The following is a 1,054-nucleotide window of genomic DNA, read 5'->3' as shown; positions in this document are numbered from 1 at the left end:
CGGTGTTTGGCGTTATCGCGACAGGCGCAACGTTGGATTCAGCTAACCCGGCAGCCGACGCTTTCCGTCAAGGTGCTGGCCAGCTTGGTTACTTCATCTTTGGCTTAGTACTGTTTGTTGCTTCCATCACGTCTGTAGTGGGTAACTCTTACATGGCTATCTCATTAATTAAGACGCTTTTCCCAGTTGTGGCGCGAAACGAAAAAGCGTGGTGTGTCGGCTTCATTATCCTAACCTCGTTGGGCACGGTTACCATGGATATGCCAATTCTTCTACTTATGTTAGCGGGTTTAGTGAACAGCATTATCCTTCCTATCGTTTTGGGTACCGTCTTAGTTGCGACAAAACGCAAAGATATCGTCGGTGACTACCAACACCCAATGTACTTAACGCTAACTGGAGCAGCGGTTGTTATCGTGATGGCTGCATCGAGTTTGACTAACATCGGTAACTTCATGGCGAAGTTTACGGGTTAATACTTTGTTGATAGTGATAAAAAACGGCCTCTTAATGAGGCCTTTTTTATGCTTGTTTGGTCGGGGTTCTTACAATTTCTGGCCAGTACATTTTCACATAACCTGCCGATACCCAAACAACCAATACAGTCGCGATACTGAGTTCTAAAAAACCGAAATCGTGTAACCAATGCCATTGAGGATGAGATTGTGCGAAAAAAGAGGTTAATCGGTGCATCGCAATGGCGCTGATGACTGAAGGAAAAGTCACCGCTGCAATCGAGGGTTGGAACTTCAATCGAAGTAAGCGGAAATAACATAAGTAGATCAGTAGCGTCATTGTGATCGCGATTCCCGCCAACGCGCCCGTCAGAATAGGGTCGGGTTGGGGAAAATTCACTAAATAAGCTGCCAGTGACAAGTTAACTGGCGCGGCCATAATCGCGAGCGTTGGTCTTGCTCGTCTTGGCAGTGAGCCAAAAAACACCAAGCGATACAACACCAGTGGCAGCATAAAGAAGTAAATGCCTATACACATGATCGCGAGGGTTTCGGAAAACAGATTATGACCGAATTGCGAACCAGCCAACGAGCTACTG

Annotated in this window: 1 protein-coding gene and 1 pseudogene; one reads left to right on the top strand and one right to left on the bottom strand. The window is 46.6% G+C overall.

The window, feature by feature from the left end; all coding sequences use genetic code 11:
* On the top strand, positions 1-476 hold a 476-nt coding region (locus R7Z50_RS24845), incomplete at its 5' end, for a divalent metal cation transporter (protein ID WP_318149395.1).
* A gap of 46 nt (positions 477-522) precedes the next feature.
* Here R7Z50_RS24845 and R7Z50_RS24840 read toward each other — a convergent pair.
* A pseudogene (locus tag R7Z50_RS24840) lies at positions 523-1,054 on the bottom strand (tellurium resistance protein); the annotation flags it as partial.

This window comes from Vibrio sp. 1249-1 (assembly GCF_033340495.1).
The sequence above is the reverse complement of the archived record's forward strand: the minus strand, read 5'-3'. Positions and strand labels throughout refer to the sequence as shown.